General features: G+C 72.8%; 9 protein-coding genes. 2 read left to right on the top strand and 7 right to left on the bottom strand.

Annotated features, from left to right (window positions below; all coding sequences use genetic code 11):
* Positions 1-165: 165 nt before the first annotated feature.
* A complete protein-coding gene (locus tag AB0912_RS30035; protein ID WP_366705338.1) occupies positions 166-1,095 on the bottom strand; it encodes an SDR family oxidoreductase in 930 nt (309 codons plus the stop codon).
* Positions 1,096-1,389: 294 nt separating this feature from the next.
* On the opposite strand from AB0912_RS30035, the gene AB0912_RS30040 reads away from it, so the two are divergent.
* The gene (locus AB0912_RS30040) at positions 1,390-2,010 is read left to right on the top strand and encodes a TetR family transcriptional regulator (RefSeq protein WP_366705340.1); all 621 of its coding nucleotides are present in this window, start codon (positions 1,390-1,392) and stop codon (positions 2,008-2,010) included.
* Between the two features lie 634 nt (positions 2,011-2,644).
* On the top strand, positions 2,645-3,637 hold the full coding sequence (locus tag AB0912_RS30045; RefSeq protein WP_366705342.1) for an alpha/beta hydrolase: 993 nt from the start codon (positions 2,645-2,647) through the stop codon (positions 3,635-3,637).
* Between the two features lie 378 nt (positions 3,638-4,015).
* On the opposite strand, the gene fxsT is transcribed toward AB0912_RS30045, so the two are convergent.
* From fxsT to AB0912_RS30075, 6 genes are all read right to left on the bottom strand, one after another.
* Positions 4,016-7,963, bottom strand: coding sequence for an FxSxx-COOH system tetratricopeptide repeat protein (fxsT, locus tag AB0912_RS30050; RefSeq protein ID WP_366705344.1), 3,948 nt, complete (start codon positions 7,961-7,963; stop codon positions 4,016-4,018).
* Positions 7,960-9,273 carry a TIR-like protein FxsC gene (locus AB0912_RS30055; protein ID WP_366705346.1) on the bottom strand — a complete coding sequence of 438 codons (1,314 nt, stop codon included), beginning with the start codon at positions 9,271-9,273 and terminating at the stop codon, positions 7,960-7,962. The genes fxsT and AB0912_RS30055 overlap by 4 nt, the downstream gene beginning before the upstream one ends.
* 94 nt (positions 9,274-9,367) lie before the next feature.
* Complete coding sequence (locus AB0912_RS30060) at positions 9,368-10,162, bottom strand: AAC(3) family N-acetyltransferase (RefSeq protein ID WP_366705348.1); 795 nt, start codon at positions 10,160-10,162, stop codon at positions 9,368-9,370.
* Positions 10,155-12,374, bottom strand: coding sequence for a radical SAM/SPASM protein FxsB, inactivated metallohydrolase extension form (gene fxsB / locus AB0912_RS30065; protein WP_366705350.1), 2,220 nt, complete (start codon positions 12,372-12,374; stop codon positions 10,155-10,157). Before fxsB ends, AB0912_RS30060 begins: the two co-directional genes overlap by 8 nt.
* A 537-nt stretch (positions 12,375-12,911) precedes the next feature.
* A complete protein-coding gene (locus AB0912_RS30070) occupies positions 12,912-14,591 on the bottom strand; it encodes a GAF domain-containing protein (RefSeq protein WP_366705352.1) in 1,680 nt (559 codons plus the stop codon).
* Between the two features lie 25 nt (positions 14,592-14,616).
* Positions 14,617-15,654, bottom strand: coding sequence for a rod shape-determining protein (locus tag AB0912_RS30075; protein ID WP_366705354.1), 1,038 nt, complete (start codon positions 15,652-15,654; stop codon positions 14,617-14,619).
* Between the last annotated feature and the right edge of the window lie 544 nt (positions 15,655-16,198).

A 16,198-nucleotide genomic window follows, 5' to 3' on the forward strand; every position in this document is an offset into this window, starting at 1 on the left:
CGGCTTCGACTTCGGCGGAATGCCCGAATCCAAGATCCACAACGTGATCGACCTCGTCGGCAGCGAGGTACTGCCGGTACTGCGCAAGGAACTCGTCGGCGTCGCGTGACAGCACGGGCAGTGTCCGCGGCCGGTCTCGTCGTCGCGGTACGGCTTTCGGTGGTGTCAGGCGGGGTAGTCGCCCGCGGCGAGTTCGGCGAGTTCGGCGAGTTCGGCGAGTTCGGCGAGCAGGCCCGGTCCGGCCGGGGTCCAGCCGAGGCGCTCGCGCGTGAGCGTGCTGGACGCGGGGAAGTCTCCGCCGGCGAGCCGTGCGAACCCGCCGAAGTGGTCGGACGCCGCGTCTGCGTCGAGTGACCTCGCAGGGACGCCGAGGACGGCCGCGATTGCCTCGGCGATGTGGCGGAAGGCCACGCCTTCCTCGGCGGCTGCGTGCAGGACCGTGCCGGGGGCTGCCCTTTCGGCGGCGAGCCGGAACAGGGTCGCGGCGTCATCGCGGTGCACCGCGGGCCAGCGATTGTCGCCCGCGCCCACGTAGGCCGACTGCCCGGTCCGGCGGGCCAGCGTGATGAGCTGGGGGACGAACCCGGTGTCGCCGGTGCCGTGGACCGTCGGGGGAAGGCGGACAACGGCTGATCGCACCCCGTGCTCGGCGAGACCGAGGACATGGTCGACTGCCTCGACGCGTTTGCCCGCCGGACCGTGCGCGACCGCGTGGTCGGTTTCCGCTGCCACCCGGCCCTCGGGGAGACCCGCGAGGCCAACGGCGATGACGAACGGCCGCTGTGTCCCGGCCAGGGCTTCGCCCATCGCGGTCACGGCCTTGTACTCCGTCTCGGCCGCGCCGGCCGGGTCCGTGGTGAACGCCACGTCGTGGCGGTAGGCGAGGTGGATCACCCCGCCGCTCGCCTCGGCGGCACGGCGCAGCGAGTCGGGGTCCCGCAGATCTCCCCGGACGGGCTCGGCGCCCAGTGCCCGCACCGCGTCGGCGGCGGTGTCGGACCGCGTCGTCGCGGTGACTCGGTGGCCGGCGGCGATGAGCTGGGGGACGAGAGCGGAGCCGATCCATCCGGTGGCACCGGTGACAAGAATGTGCATGGTCTTCCTCGCGGTCGTCGAGCGGTCGGTTGATGGGTTCACGGTCGGCGGTCAGCGGGGGAGCGGGGGAGCGGGGGAGTGGGGAGTAGCGAGCGGGGAGCAGGGAGCGGAGCCGTTGGCGTCGGTGAAGGTCCCGGTGGGCCCTCGGCGTCGAGGGTGGCCACCGCGCGTATCGCGTGCCCTGATCGGCTAAGCTGGAATCAAATCGGAACGTTGCTCCTTTTACGATACGGAACGGCGTTCCGGATATCAAACGGAGCGCCGTCCCGGCTCGGCGGCGGAGGGAAGGACGTAGTGGTGTCTCCAGCGGGCAAGCCCTCATCGGACGCGGCTCGCAGCACGTCGGACGCGGCTCGGAGCACGCGGGCCGACGCGGTGCGCAGTCGGCAGAAGCTGCTCGCGGCGGCCGCCGAGGTGTTCGTGGAATCGGGCGTCGACGCGCCGGTCCGCGAGGTCGCGGCCAGGGCCGGTGTCGGTATGGGGACCGTCTACCGTCACTTCCCCACCCGGGTGGACCTCGTCGTCGCCGTCTTCCGCCACCAGGTGGAGGAGTGCGCCGAGGCCGGCCCGCGGTTGCTCGCGGACACCGACTCGCCGCTGGAGGCACTGCGGCAGTGGATCGACCTCTTCGTCGACTTCCTGGTCACCAAGCACGGACTGGCCCATTCGGCACAGCCCGACAGCAGCGGCTTCGGCGCGCTGCACACGTTCTTCCTGGAGCGTCTGCTGCCCGTGGCCGAGGAACTGCTCGACGCCGCGGTGCGGGCGGGGGAGATCCGCGCGGGGGTCCAGCCCTACGAACTCATGCGCGGCATCGGCAACCTCTGCATCGTGCCCGACCACGACCCCCGCTACGACCCGCGCCGTCTGATCGACTTGCTCCTCCTGGGCATGCGGCAGCCGACGACGTCCTGAGACCGCCGGATACCGGGACGGGCAGCGGCCACGGTGAGCCGTGGACTGACCCGCCCGGCCGGGATGCCCGTCCGGCCGGGTTGCCGGTCCGGCCGGGATGCCCATCCGGCCGGGTGACCGGCAGGAACGGGCTGTGTTCCCCGGGCACTTGTGGGGTGCCGGAAGCGAAGGGGTGTGGAGGAAGATCCTGTCGGGAGGGTAGGCGGGGTCATCTGTGGGCACCATGCGTCTAAGCGCGTCGGAGGACGCGAAGGATCGTCAGTCATGAGGAGGGGTCATGAACCGTCAGATCCGGATTCGCGTCAGCCGCCGGCCCGCCGCACCGCGCGAGATGCCCATCGACCGCAGGACCCCGTCGGGGCGCGTCCTGCCGTACTGACCCGACCCGCCCCCGGCCCTGCCGGGAAGCGTCCCGCCGTGCCGACCCCGCGTCACCCCGGGGACCGGCCCCGACCCCGTGCTCCTCTTCTGCCCCCGTTCTTCTCCTCCCGCTCCCGCCCGGAGCCCGTACCGTCGTTCCTGGCTTGAACTGGTGGTCAGGTTGACCAGCCAACTCGTTTCGTCGTACATCCGGGCGGGCAGGCACCCGGCAGCGTCTGTCCCGGTCCGTGCGGACCGAGGGAGGGGGAGCGCTGTGCGTGACCATGTGCGTTCGGCGGACGGGCGGTTGCTGCGCGTCGAGATCTCGGGGGACCCACGGGGACGCCCGGTGTTCCTGCTGCACGGCATGCCCGGCAGCCGGGTCGGGCCACGGCCCCGGTCCATGTTCCTGTACCAGCGCGGCACCCGGCTGATCAGCTACGACCGCCCCGGCTACGGGGGATCGGACCGGCTCCCGGGACGGCGCGTCGTCGACGTCGTCCGGGACGTCACGGCCATCGCGGACGCCCTCGGCGTCGAGCGGTTCGCCGTGGCCGGCCGCTCCGGGGGCGCCCCGCACGCGCTCGCCTGCGCCGCGCTGATGCCCCACCGGGTGACCCGGGCCGCCGCGCTGGTCGGGCTCGCCCCGCGCGGCGCCGAGGGGCTCGACTGGTTCGCCGGGATGGCGCCCTCGAACGTCAACGAGTTCCGGACCGCGTTCACCGACCCGGACCGCTTCACGGCACGGCTGATCCCGCGCTCCGCCGCCATCCGGCGCGACCCGGTACGCCTGTTGGAGGACCTGCGGCCCGAACTCACCGCCGACGACCGGAAGATCGTCTCCGACAACACCATCCGCTCGATGCTGCTGCGCAACTACCGCGAGGCGCTGCGGACTTCACCGTACGGCTGGATCGACGACGCGCTGGCCCTCACCGGGAACTGGGGCTTCGAGCCCGCCGACATCCGGGTGCCGGTGCTGCTGTGGCACGGAGTGAAGGACGTGTTCTCGCCGGCGTCGCACTCCTCGTGGATGGCCGCCCGGATTCCCCGCGCGGTCGCGGTGCTCGAACCCGCCGCCGCCCACTTCGCCGCGCTGCGGGCCCTCCCCAAAGTGCTGGCCTGGCTCCTGGCGGACCCCCCGGCTTGGCCCGCCGGCCGCCGCACCCGCCCGACCGCCTGGGGCGCGGCCGCTCCCGCCACCGCCCTCGCCCCGGGTGCTTCCCCGGGCCGCCCGTGCGCGGTGGCCTCCGTCGCCTCGTCCTGAGGGCCTTCTCGTCCCGAGGGCCGGTTCGACGGGCGGTTGCGGTGGGCGGTGCGATCAAGTGCCCGATCGCCGGGGCCTGTTCCGTCCGGGGCGCCCCGCTCGGCGGGGTCCGTACGCGTGGGGAACACCCGGCCGTACGACATCCGCCCCGCCCCGGTGCGGAAGCCGGCGGGCGACGGCAGCCCCACTCGTCGAGCCACCCTCGTCGAGCCACCCCGTCGAGCGGCCCCAAGGCGCCCCGTCACCAGCCCTGCGCCCGGCGCAGCGGCGCGCGCAGAGGGGCGCGGGCGCACCACCGGCACCACCGGCACCGAAGCGCCCCCGGAACCGAACGCCCGCCCCCCCGGAAGCCGAACGCCCCCCCCGGGCCCCCCGCCCTCACACCGCCAGCGGCTCCAAGTCCCGGTAGACGCGGCGGTCGTCCGTGGCGACGCGGGTCAGGCCGTTTTCCTCGCCCAGGAGGGCGCGCAGTTCGGCGAGCGCCTCGTCGCGCATGCGGCGGGCCTCCTCCGGGCGGCCCAGCGCGGCGAGCGTGAGGCCCGCGTTGGCGATGACGGCCAGGGTCTCCGGGTGGTGCGGGCCGAGCACCGTACGGAGGGTCACGACCGCCTTCTCCTCCAGCTCGCGCGCCTCCTCCAGCCGGCCCTGGTCGGCGAGCACGTTGGCGTAGTTGACGCCGGTGAACAGGGTGTGCGGATGCTTCTCGCCCAGCACCTCGCCCATCCGCCGCAGCACCTTGCGGAACACCTTCTCCGCCTCCTCCGCGTCACCGCAGCCCCAGTGGAAGATCCCCAGGTTGTTCAGCGCCGCCTGGGTGTACGGATGGGCCTCGCCCGGCACCTTCATGTACTCGGTGAGCGCCTCCCGGGCCACCTCGCGCGCCGCCTCCCGCTCGTCCGCGGCGAACAGGTCGGCCGCCATGTTCAGGTCGCAGGCCAGCGAGTCCGGGGTCGGTGCCTCGTACTGCTGCCGGTACTGCGCGCGGGTCGCCGTCGTGAGCCGGCGGGCGTCCTCGAACTCGCCGGCCCGCCGCAGCGACACGGCGAGGGACTTGGCGCAGCTCAGCGTGCCGGGGAAGTCCTTGCCGAGGATGCGCTTGTGGGCGTCGTACGCGCGCGAGAGCAGGGACACCGACTCGCCGTAGCGGCCGACCTCGCGCAGGTCACGGCCCAGACGGGCCGCCGAGGCGAGTGTGTACGGGTGGTCGGGGCCGAGGACCTCGGTACGGCGGTCGAAGGTCTCCTGGTCGAGGACGCGGGCCTCCCCGTACCGGCCGACCATGCGCAGCGCGAGCGCCAGGTTGTTGGCGGCGCTGAGGGTGCGCCGGTGGGACTCGTGGAAGATTTGCCGGAACCCCTCGTGCGCCTCGCGCGCGAACTCCACCGCCGACTCGTACACGCCCAGCGCCGCGAGGTCGCTGGCGAGGCCGGACATGGTGACGTAGGTGTGCGGGTGGGTGGGCCCGAGCACCCGCTGCTGGCGTTCCAGGAGTTCGGTGTTGATGTCGCGGGCCTCCACGTAACGCCCCTGGGAGCGCAGGACGTTGCCGAGCTGGCAGCGCAGGTAGAGGAACTGGACGTCGTCCTCGCCGAGCAGCGGCTCCCAGTGCCCGAGGAGGTCCTCGGCGAGTGCCTGCGCCCCGGAGAACTCACCGCGCTTCCACAGGTAGCGGACGCGGTCGATGAGCAGCCTGCGGGTGGCCGCGTCGGTGCAGTTGCGGGCGTCGGAGGCGGCCAGGTGCGGCCAGATGACCGCGAAGCGCGGCCAGGTCTCCGGGTCGTCGATCGGTTCGTCGCCGTCGGGCCGGCAGCCCGCGAGGACCGTGTGCACCACGTGCCGGGCCTGCCGCTGCTCCTCCTCGGTGAGCTGTGAGCGGATCACGGCCTGCACCAGCCGGTGCACCTGGATGCTGTTGCTGACCTGGTCGACCTTGGCGAGCGCGAACCGGCCGATCTCCCGGATGACCCGGCCGAGCAGCAGACTCTCCTGGAGGGCCGGGTCGTAGGGCCTGAGCGCGTCGATCATCTCCTTGCTGTAGAGGAGGTGCGAGGAGATCGGCTCGGCGGCCAGGAACGCGCAGAGCTGGAGCAGCCGTACGGACGCCGGGGAGCGTTCCCGCAGCCGGGCTATCGAGATGTTCCAGGTCGCGGCGACCGTCTGCGGGTAGTCGACGGGCTGGTTGAGGTCCAGTACCTCGGTGGTCTGCTCGGCAAGCTGGCGCAGGTACTCCTCGATCGGGGTGGCCGTCTCCGCGAGCCAGGCCGCCGCCTGCTCGACGGCCAGCGGCAGGTCGCCCACCGCGGTCGCCACCCGGTCGGCCTCCTCGGCGGTCAGCCCGGAGGCCCGCCGGGTGAGGTGTTCGACGCTCTCCTCGCGCAGGAACACGTCGATGGGCAGCGAGGCGCCCTGCTGCGCCCACGCCTGGTTGCGGGAGGTGACGAGGATGTGGCCGCCGCCCCCGGCCGGGAAGAAGCGGGTGAGCCGGGCCGGGTCGTCGGCGTTGTCGAAGACCAGGATCCACCGCTTGGTCGGCGCCCCGCGGGCCAGCATCTGCACGGCTTCCTGGCTGGCCAGGTTGATGTCCTCGCCGCCGGGCGCGCCGATACGGGCGGCGAGTTCGGCGAGCGAGGAGACGACGTTGCCGGGGTCCTCGGCGGAGATCCACCACACCAGGTCGTAGTCGGCCATGAACCGGTGCACGTACTCCAGCGCCACCTGTGTCTTGCCGACGCCGCCGAGTCCGTAGAGGGCCTGCGGCTGCGGCAGGACGACGGAGATGCCGCCGCCGAGCTGGTCGCGGACCCGGTCGAGGATGACATCGCGGCCGGTGAAGGTGTTGTTGCGCTGCGGCGCGCTCCAGATGGCCGGGGTGCTGCCCGGGAAGCGGGGTCCCGCCGCCCCGGGTTCGACGGGCCGGCCGGGCAGTTCCAGGGCGCCGAGGAGCGCGCCGACGCACTGGGACTCGTCGAGCCGGTGCAGGTCGACCGGATTGCGGTCGAGGTAGGACTGCGGCAGGTGCACCTCGTCCACCCGGACCGGGACGACACCGCCGTGCGGGGTGTCGTGCCCGGTCTCGTCCTCGGCGTCGGTCAGGCCGCGCCACACCGGGTCGGCGTGCCGGGACTTGCGGAATGCCTTGGACAGCAGCACGAGGGTGCGGGTCGCCGGGTCCGGGCGGTCGACCGGGCCGGACGCGATGTCGTGCGGGGTGACACGGCAGCCGGCCCGCTTGAGGAGCGACTCGATCCAGTCGGCCCACACACGGTTCTCCGCCGTGTACGCGATCACCACGTCGGCGGCGGTCGAGATCGGCCGCCGCCTGAGGAACGCGTCCCGGCAGCGCAGCCGCACCGGCTCCGGCACCGCCGGCAGCGCGGTGACCGTGCCGTCCGTGATGACCGCGGTCAGCCGCTCGAACGCGGACAGCAGCGAGTTGGCGATACCGCTCTCGTCGCCGACGGTCGCGAGCGTCTCCTCGTAGGCGTAGTAGGGGCGGTACGGGATCTCGACGGCGCCCCAGTAGGCGGTCAGCTCCTCGCCGGCCAGCTCCTCCCCGCCGAGCCCCTTGGGCAGGCCCTCGAACTTCAGGCGGGCCAGCGCCCGGCCGGCGTCCACCTTCTCCTTCTCGCCCTCGTCGATGCGCATCGGCACCGGCAGGACCCGGATCGGCCGCTTGCGGTAGCCGTCCTCGACGCTGCGGGCGACGGCCGCCGCGCCGTCGAGGGACTGGTCGCTGAGCGTGAAGCAGTCCACCAGCACGTCCGGCATCTGGATGGTGCAGATGTCGGCGTTGTCGGAGAGACCGGTGCGGCTGTCGATGAGGACGTAGTCGTAGGAGGCCCGCATGTCGTCGCGCAGGGCGTCGAGGAAGAGGCCGCCGCCGAGCCGCTCGTAGAAGTTGTCCCACTCGAAGGAGGACACGCTCGCCGAGTACGAGCGGTCCTGGCGTCCGGCGGAGAGGAAGTCGAGCGAGCCGCCCTCCTGGAAGCGCAGCCCGAGGCGTTCGGGCGTCAGCGAGATGGCGTGCTGCTCGACGCGCGCGTAGTCCCGGTGCCACTCGCCGGAGCGCTGGGTTCCGGTGGTCGCGGCCCACGCGTACTCGTTGATGATGTCGATGACGCCGGTGGTGGCGGCCAGCGCGTTGGGGTCGAGGAAGGGGTGGAAGAAGCGGTGCAGGCCGGGGGCCTCCAGGTCCCAGTCGACGGCGAGGACGCGCTTGCCGTTCGCGGCGAGAATCCAGGCCGTGTTGGCCAGGGCCATGGTGCGGCCCGTGCCTCCCTTGTACGAGTAGAAGGTGATGATCCGTCCGTCCTGCACGGCCGTCATGCGTCTTCTCCTCCGTGGTCGGATCCGCCGTCGGGCCGCGGCGGGTGGATGGGGCCCATCAGACGGGGCCGGCGGACGGCCGGGCCCGCGGGCGGATGCGCCTCGGCGTGCTTGAGGTACTGCCGGGTCGCGTGCGCGACGACGACGGGGAGTACGTCGGTGAATGCCTTCAGCGTGGGGACGCCGTTGACGGCGACCCGGGAGTCGGCGCGTCTGCCCCGGTCGAGGATGAGCGGCAGCGTCCGTTCGAGTTCCGCCGCGAGCCGGCGGCCCTCCTCGCCGTGGCACTGGATGTCGGTCCGGTTCCACGGCACGACGGCGCTGATCCAGGGCCGGGCCCGGGCGTCGAACGCCTTGAGCCTGCGGGCCCGTTCCTCGTCGGTGAGCGCCCACCGGTCGATGAGCAGGATGCCCGGATGGCTCGGCCCGCCCTTCTCGGTGTCGTCCGCGCCGAGATCGTCGTCGGTGGTGTCGTCGTCGAACGAGGACACCGTGATCCGGTAGTCGAGGGAGCGGATGAGTTCCTCGGCGAGCGAGGGCAGCGACCGGGTGGACTCCGAGTGGTACGGGTTCCAGTCCTGGGCGTCCTCGCCGTACGGGCGGGCGTCCCGGTGCTCGGGGATGGTGTGCCGGGTGGGCGCCGCCACCGTCAGATGGATGCGCCGGGGGCCCTCCCCGCGCGGCTTGAACGCGCTCGGCGTGCTCTCGTAGGGCCGCGGTCTGCTGGACGGCAGCGGGGACTCCTGGGCGATCTGCACGATCCGCTGGGCGAGACCGAGCACGGTCTCCTCGTACTCGTCGCGCAGCCGGTTCAGCTTGATCAGACCGTAGATCCCGTTGGCCGCGTAACGGTCCCCGAACTGCGCGTGGTCCACATGGATGTGCCGTACGGAATCCGGGAGTTGGGCGTAGTCGATATGCGTCCACAGGGCCGGCACGATCGCCTGCACGGCGCCGCTGCCGGTGGCCCGCGCCCGCAGAATACGTTCGTTGAACGCGAACCATTCCCGGCCGCAACTCTCACTGGTGAAGTACCGCGGCGAGAACAGCGGCACGAACACCCGGCAGTTGGCGAGGTTCTCGCTGAGTTTCTCCGGCCAGCCGTCACCGGACCGCATCTCCCGGTCCATGAACCCGGCGGGCACCCCGGCGGGCAGGTCGGTGAGCGCCATGATGTGGTCGCACAGGTCCGTGAAGAGGACCTGCACCCAGTGGTCCGGGTCCCCGCCGCCGGGCCCCCAGGCCGGTGTGTGGGCGTAACTCAGAAAGAAGTACGGCCGGTTGTCCGATGCCCGTTCAGGTATGTCCACGCGCCCCCCTGCCTGTGGAGGAGACCCCTAGGGGATGGTCACCTGGCCGGAATCCACCATCTTCCCGACCGGGCCCCCGCACGGGTCGCCTCTTTCACGTCAATCCCCTGCGATATCCAGACATCTGCACCCCGGCCAGGTCGACGGCCTCCCGCATCCCGAAGAGCCGCACCGTTCTCCCCGCCATTTCCCGCTCCGCCGTGAGATCACGCGGCAGCCGCCCCCCGATCACCCCGAAGTCACCGTCGTACAGGGTGATGTCCTCGTACGCGACCCAGCGGCCGGGCTCGTCCAGGACGGCGGAGTACGAGCGCGGCGGCGGCGCCGGACGCAGCCGGTACTCGGCGAGGTGGAACGCGCTGCACACCTCGAACCCCACCCGGAACAGCAGGACTTGGGCGTTTGCCGCGTAGAGCGCGCCGAGCGGGGACTCCTCGCCGAGATGGCAGCGCGGGTCGTGCCAGGCCAGCAACTCGGCCGCCCGCGCGCCCAGTCCGGCGAACGAGGTGTGCGGATGGATGCTGCGCACCGCGCCCGGGGTGGTCCGGACGCACTGCGCGAACACGCCCATCGTCGGGCAGGGGGTCCGCGCGGGGTCGAACGGCGGCCGGGACGCGCGGAACGCCGCCTCCCGCTGCGCGGACATCCCCGCGGTCAGCTCCTTGTAGGTCCGTGAGGTGAAGGAGTTCTCCGGCGTGAACGCGGGCACCACGAGTGTGCCGTCGGGCCCGAGTGCGGTGAGCAGCGCGTCCCGGAGTCGCTCGGCCCGCAGCCCGCTGCCGCCGAGGGAGGCGTGCGCCAGGAGGACACCGCCCCGGGAAATCCCCAACTGGGATAAGTCGGAGGCGAGTTGGTCCGCCTCACGTGTGGTCGCGGAGCTGTCAGTCATGGTCGCTGGCCTGCCCGGCTCGCGTGACGTGCGCCTGTGTCCGCGTCTGTGTCTTGGTCCGCGCCTGTTTCAGATCGGCGCGCAGTTCGGCCGCCAACACCGCTCCCGTCGCGGTGAGTTCACCGGCGGGGCGGGCCGCCAGCAGGTCGAGGGCGCGGCCCGCGCGCTCCAGGGCTGCGTCCCGCTCGCCGTGCTCGTCCGCCCAGTAGGCGGCGTTGCCCAGCTCGCCGCTCGCCTCGTCCAGCAGCCGGCCGGCCCGGTTGCCCGGCACGTTCAGATCGGCCGTCTCGCGCAGCGCCCGGAGCCGGGCCAGCCGTCCGGCGCGGGGGAGTTCGCGGACCAGGTCCTCCGGCTCGAAGTCCACGGCCAGACCGATCGCGCCGAGCCCGTGCGCGCCGAGCCGCACACCCGTTCCGGCGGCGAGCGGGGTGACGGTGGTCAGGGTTGGCGCGTTGCCGCCGGACCGCTCGCCGGGGTCCTGTTCCGCCAGCAACTCGTAGGCGCCGCGCAGCCGTTTGGTGAACATCGCGAGGTCGCTGGGGCCGAGCGGCGCGGCGACCGGCACCGGGTAGCAGTCGCGGAGCGGGTCGGCGTCGTCCAGGAGCAGCAGGCCGCCGCCCGCGACCGCGGCCGTGCGCAGCGGACGCCAGGAGGTGTGCTCGTCGCCGGGAAAGGACACGGTGCCGGCCCGGGTGCGGACCCGCAGTTCACCGGCGGTCACCGAGACGTCGACGGGGCCCGCCCCGGGGAGGCGGAGGGTGCCCAGGGTGGGCAGGTGGAGGTCGCGGTCGGGCTGGTCCCAGGAGAGCGTGAGGTCGGCGCCGGCGCGTAGGGCCGCGGCGGTGATCGCGCGGGCCAGTGGCGCCGGTTCGGTGAGCCGGCCGTGCAGGCAGTGGTTCAGCGCGGTGTGCAGATAGGGGTGGGCGAGGATCTCGTCGACGTACGGGGCGGTCGCGGGGTCGCCGTCGAGTGCCAGAAACGCCCGCCACACCGCGTCCCAGCCGGGCTCGCCGGTGTGCCGGGCGGTCACGACCGGGACCAGGGTGCGGACCAGCTCGCCCTGCGCGTAACCGAGTTCGTGGCGGTCGCGGACGGCGGGGCTCAGGGTGTGGTCGGTGATGCGCTCGGCGACCCCGTCCACGAAGGCCTTCAGGTCCGCGCAGAAGACGCTCGGGTTCGCGAAGCCGTGGCCGGTGCTGTACCGGTGCGCGTACAGGCCGCCGCCGCACGACTCGATCACCGGGCAGCGCCGGCAGGTCGCGCTGACCCCGGCGAGGCCCAGTTGCCGGGCGCGCACCCCGGGGTGCCGGGCGAACTCGGCGAAGGTGTGCCCGTCGACGTCGTAACCGGTGGACGGGGCGCCGTCGTATGCCGTCTTCAGGCTGTCGGCCTGTTCGAAGCTGCCGTCGGTCTCCACCACCGCGAGGTCGCTCGGCGCGAGTCCCATCGCCTCGGTCAGCGGGGGGCCGCCCCGCAGGGTGCTCAGGACCGACTCGAAGGTCCGCACCCCGACGCTGCGGCCCTGCTCGTCCCAGCGGTCGAAGATCTTCAGCAGCCAGTCGGCGTACGCGGTGGGGGAGCCGTCCGGCCGGGGCGGCGGGCTGTCCCAGGTGGAGTGCGGCAGCAGATAGTCGACGCGGGGCGGGTGCAGGGTGGCCAGCGCGTCGTGCACCGCGACCGGATCGTTGGCCACGTCCACCGTGCACAGCAGACCGCTGTAGAGGTGCCGGTACTCGGGTGTGCGCAGCAGCTCGATCGCGCGCAGCACCCGCTCGTGGCTGCTGCGGCCCCGCCGGTCGCGCCGGTGCCGGTCGTTCGCGGCGCGGTCGCCGTCGAGCGAGATGCTGACCTTGACGTCGAATTCCTTGAACACATCGAGATAACGGGTGTTCAGTCGGACGCCGTTCGTGTGAATTCTGAGATCGAGTGCGGTCACCGGGGTGATGACACGGTCGAGTTCCGCACAGATGTTTCTCATACGGGCGGGACCCACGAGAAGGGGTTCGCCACCGTGAAGGATCACGGAAACCGAAGAGAGTTTCTCTTCCCTGGCATAGTCCGCGAAACGCCGGGCCACTTTTCCGAGCGTTTCCTCGGAAATCAAGGTGGGCCGGCTTTTCCAGCTCTGGTCGGCATGCTCGTACACATAACAGTGATCACAGGCCAGGTCGCACCGGCTGTGGATCTTGAGGACGAGTTGCTGGAGCTTCACCCGGTGAAGCGTAATACCGCGGGCGCGCCCTCCGTACCGCCAACTCCTTGATCCACAAGGCCTGTTGAGGCGTCCGGGGCACACGTACGGGCGCATCCGGCGGGGTGGGGCCGGACGCGCCCGGACAAAAGCGCTGGGTGTGGCGGGGGAACCTCAGAGAGCCGAGTCGAAAGTGATCGGCCTGGCCGGGCGGCGTCCGGGGATGTCCGTCACTCGTCCGGCGGACCTCACGGCGGCGGTCCCGAGCGGATCGATCGCCGACAGGGGGGTGTGCGGCCGGCGCATCGGCCTGGAAGAGGCGGTGTGGTGCGGCGCCTGCGTCACCGGAAGGTTCATGTGAGGTCTTTTCGCTTGAGGGGCTGCTATCGGGCGGAGAGTACCAGTCGGATGCAACGCCCGGCCTATACTTCCGCGATTCAAGACTTAGTCTCCCGGGGTGATTTACGCAATGGGAGCGCGGCCGGCCGGATGAATCCCCATCGGTGGTGCCGGCACGGGGCCGGCGGGGGAGACGTCAGTTCGGCGGGTGCCGGGTTCTCACAGGGGTGACTGCCAGGTGAACGGGGTGTCCGGGGCGCCGCCGGCTCGCGGGGCGTCGTCCCGGACGGTGAGCCGCACGGCGGGCCGGCCGTCCGGCAGGGTGACCGTGGCGTCGACGGCGACCTCGATCCGGGAGATCCCGGCGCGCCGGGAGGCGGCGGCCAGGGCGCGGCGCAGGGCGGCGACGAGATGTCCGGCGACCGGCTCCGGGACCCGGTCCTCGACCGGGCCGGTGAACCGGGCGGACGGCTGGAACCCGAGCACCGCTCCCGCGCCCGCCGTCTCGCGCAGCACCTTGCCCCGGAAGGTGGCCGGCGCGTCGGCGGGCGGCTGCTGGAGGGCGAAGATCGCGGTGCGGACCTCCTGGATGGTGGACTGCAACTCGTCCACGGCGTGCCCGAGCGTGACCCGGACGGCCTCTTCACCATCGCCATCGCCGTCGGTGCCGGTGCCGGTGTCGGTGTTGCCGTCGCCGTTCCCGTCGCCAGGGCCGCCGTTGCCGGTCTCGCCCCCGCCGTCCCCAGCTCCGGAGGCTGCCCCAGCCGCATCCGCCGCATCCGCCGCCCCCGTCTCGTCGGCGCGGCTCCGGCGGAGTGTGGACTCCAGCATCATGCCGGTCGCGAACAGGCGCTGGACGACCAGATCGTGCAGGTCGCGGGCGATACGGTCGCGGTCCTCGTAGACCGCGAGCCGTTCCCGGCTGTGCCGGGCACCGGCGAGGACCAGGGCGAGCGCGGCCTGCGAGGCGAACTGGGTGGCCAGCAGCCGTTCGACCCCGCTGTACGGGCGGTCGCCCCGCGCCCGGGGCAGGGCCAGCGTGCCGATGAGCCGGCCCTCGGTCTGGAGCGGCAGCATCATGCTCGGCCCGAACCGGGACCGTACCGGCGTCGTCATGCGCGGGTCGGTCGCCGAGTCGTCGATGAACACCGGCTCCCCGCCGAAGAGTTGTTCGAGGACCGGGCTGCCGGGGGCGATCGTGGTGCCGACGATGCAGTCCGGGTCCCGGTGCGCGGAGGCGGCCACGATCTCCATGCCGCCCTGTGGGGTGGGCTGGAGGATCACGCCCGCCGCCGCGCCCGCGAGGAGCCGGGCCCGCTCGGCGACCGTCAGCAGCGCGTCGTCCGCGCTCTCCCCGGTGAGCAGGGCCGTGGTGACGGCGGCGGCCCCTTCGATCCAGCGCTCCCGCTGCCGGGCCGACTCGTACAGCCGGGCGTTGGCGATGGCGATCCCGGCCTGCGCGGCGAGCAGCCGCACCACCTGCTCGTCGTCCCGGCCGAACGGCCCGCCGGCCCGGTCCGCGAGCCGGAGGTTGCCGAACACCTCGTCGCCGACCCGGAGGGGGACGTCGAGGCGGGCGCCGGGGGCGGAGAGGGGGCCGATGCCGGGCGGCGGGTCATCGGGCGCTGTGTCCTGGGCCGGGGGTGAGCCGGGTGAGGACGTGGTGTGGATGTGCACCTCGCCGTCGCGGGACGGGTCCGGGGTGCCGAGGGTCGCGTACCGCGCGCCGGTCAGTTCCGCCGCCGCGTCCACGATCCGCTGGAGCGTGGCGCGCAGTTCGAGGTCGGTGCCGACCCGCAGGACCGCTTCGAGCAGGGGCGGCAGGCCGGGAAGCGGATCGGACCCGCCGTCGGGAAGCGGATCGGACCCGCCGCCGGGTACGTGAGCGGGACCGGTCATCCGAGACCCCGGGAGCGCCGCTGCCTCAGCCGGCCAGCGGGTCCAGGACCAGCGGCTCGATCTTGCCCTCCAGCATGTAGCCGAGCCCCTGGACCGCGCACACGTCCGGCCGTTCGGCGATGTGCACCGGCATGCCCGTGGCCTGCCGCAGCATCTGGTCCAGGCCGGGGAGCAGCGCGCTGCCGCCGACCATCATGATCCCCCGGTCGGCGAGGTCGGCCACCAGGTCGGGCGGGCAGGAGCGCAGCACCTTGCCGATGCCGTCGAGCACGGCCGTCAGCGGCGTCTGGATCGCGTCGCGCACGGCGGCGGTGTCGACCTGTACGGAACGGGCGAGGCCGGTGGCGACGTCCCGCCCGTGGATCTCGGTGAGGGCCGGCCCGTGCGGGGTGAGTCCGTTGCCGGAGAGGGCGAGCTGCAAGGGCCGTACGGCCTGGCTCGGCAGCATCAACTCGTGCTGGTGGCGCAGGTGCTGGACGATCGCGTGGTCGACTGCCTCGCCGCCCACCGGAATGCGCTCGGCCGTCACGATCGACCCCAGCGACAGCACGGCGAGCTGGGTGGCCGCCGCCCCGCACACCATGATCATGGTGGCCTCGGGGCGTTCGACGGGCAGTCCGCAGCCGACCGCGGCGGCGATCAGCGTGTCCACCAGCTCGACCCGCCGGGCCCCCAGCCCGACCAGCGTCTCGATCGCGGCACGCTGCGCCAGCGGGTCGGCGTCGTGCGGGGTGCAGGCCGCCGCCCGCAGCCGGGGCTTGCGGCGCAGCGCGCGGCGGACCTTGTCGCCCAGGAGGTGACGCAGCATCCGCTGGGCCATGTCGATGTCGACCACGGTCCCGCCGGACACCGGGCGCACGACCCGGATGTAGTCGGGCGTACGGCCCGTCATCTTCTCCGCGAACTCGCCGACCGCGATCAGCGCGCCCGTCTTCGTGTTGATCGCCGCGACGCTCGGCTGGTCGACGACCAGACCCGCGCCCTTCACGTACACCCGGGTCCTCGCGGCGCCCAGGTCGACGGCGAAGTGGCAGCGGCGCAACTGCTCCAGACTGGCGGTCATGGCAGGTCCTCCCGAGAGCGCAGACCGTGTGGGGCTCCGCCGGGCGGCGGTCCTCTCCTCGCATCCTCGGCGCCCCGGGCGCCGGCCGCCCTTTGTGGGGGGCCGGGCGGGGTGCCGCTGGACGGGTGGTCTTACGGGTTTACGGGGCGGCCGTACAAGGGGGCCGTACAAGGGACGGGGGTGGCTGTTCGGTTGGCCGCCGGGTGGGCCTCGTACGCGTCCGGCTCGCACGTACGGCTCCGGTGGCGGGGCGGGGCGGGGGCGTCCGGGGAGCGCGCCGAGCGGGGCGGGTGGGTGACGGCTCGTCAGGGAAGACGCGTGGTCGCGGCGGCCGGGAACCGGGCCGGTCGCGTCGGCCCACGTGACAACCCGTCACCGGGACCGACCGGGCACCCGCCTCAGCCCGCTGACGGCCGGGCATCGGCCACAGCCCGCTGACGGCCACCGGTCACCGCTGACGTCCACCGACCACCGGCCACCGGTGACATTCACCTGCCACTGGTGACATTCACTTGCCACCTGTGTCGTCTGTGTCGTCGGTGTG

Source organism: Streptomyces sp. NPDC007084 (assembly GCF_040703595.1).
Taxonomy (GTDB): Bacteria; Actinomycetota; Actinomycetes; order Streptomycetales; family Streptomycetaceae; genus Streptomyces.

Coding starts and splice junctions, on each gene's coding strand:
- AB0912_RS30035 (WP_366705338.1), bottom strand. CDS start 1,095: ATGCACATTCTTGTCACCGGTGCCACCGGATGGATCGGCTCCGCTCTC.
- fxsT (WP_366705344.1), bottom strand. CDS start 7,963: ATGACGGCCGTGCAGGACGGACGGATCATCACCTTCTACTCGTACAAG.
- AB0912_RS30060 (WP_366705348.1), bottom strand. CDS start 10,162: ATGACTGACAGCTCCGCGACCACACGTGAGGCGGACCAACTCGCCTCC.
- AB0912_RS30070 (WP_366705352.1), bottom strand. CDS start 14,591: ATGACCGGTCCCGCTCACGTACCCGGCGGCGGGTCCGATCCGCTTCCC.
- AB0912_RS30075 (WP_366705354.1), bottom strand. CDS start 15,654: ATGACCGCCAGTCTGGAGCAGTTGCGCCGCTGCCACTTCGCCGTCGAC.